Annotated in this window: 1 protein-coding gene; it reads left to right on the top strand. The window is 39.2% G+C overall.

The window, feature by feature from the left end; genetic code table 11:
* Positions 1-393: NADH-quinone oxidoreductase subunit NuoI (nuoI, locus tag ACFIO5_RS10230; protein ID WP_375705340.1), on the top strand; the 393-nt coding region annotated here is incomplete at both ends.

The raw sequence follows: 393 nt of genomic DNA, 5'->3' as shown, positions 1-393 counted from the left end.
CTCCTTTTATTGGAATTTATGAGTGCTTTTTTCTTGGCAATGCGTCAGTTTTTTTCACCAAAGCCTACGATTAATTACCCTTATGAGAAGGGGGTTGTATCTCAGCGTTTTCGTGGTGAACATGCGCTTCGTCGTTATCCAAATGGTGAAGAACGATGTATTGCCTGTAAATTATGTGAAGCAATTTGCCCTGCACAAGCGATTACAATCGAAGCGGGTCCGCGACGTAATGATGGTACACGCAGAACTGTTCGTTATGATATTGATATGGTTAAGTGTATTTACTGTGGTTTTTGTCAAGAAGCTTGTCCAGTTGAAGCTATTGTAGAAGGGCCAAATTTTGAGTTTGCAACAGAAACACGTGAAGAACTTTATTATGATAAAGAAAAACTT

This window comes from Bartonella sp. AA86SXKL (genome assembly GCF_042196885.1).
The sequence above is the reverse complement of the archived record's forward strand: the minus strand, read 5'-3'. Positions and strand labels throughout refer to the sequence as shown.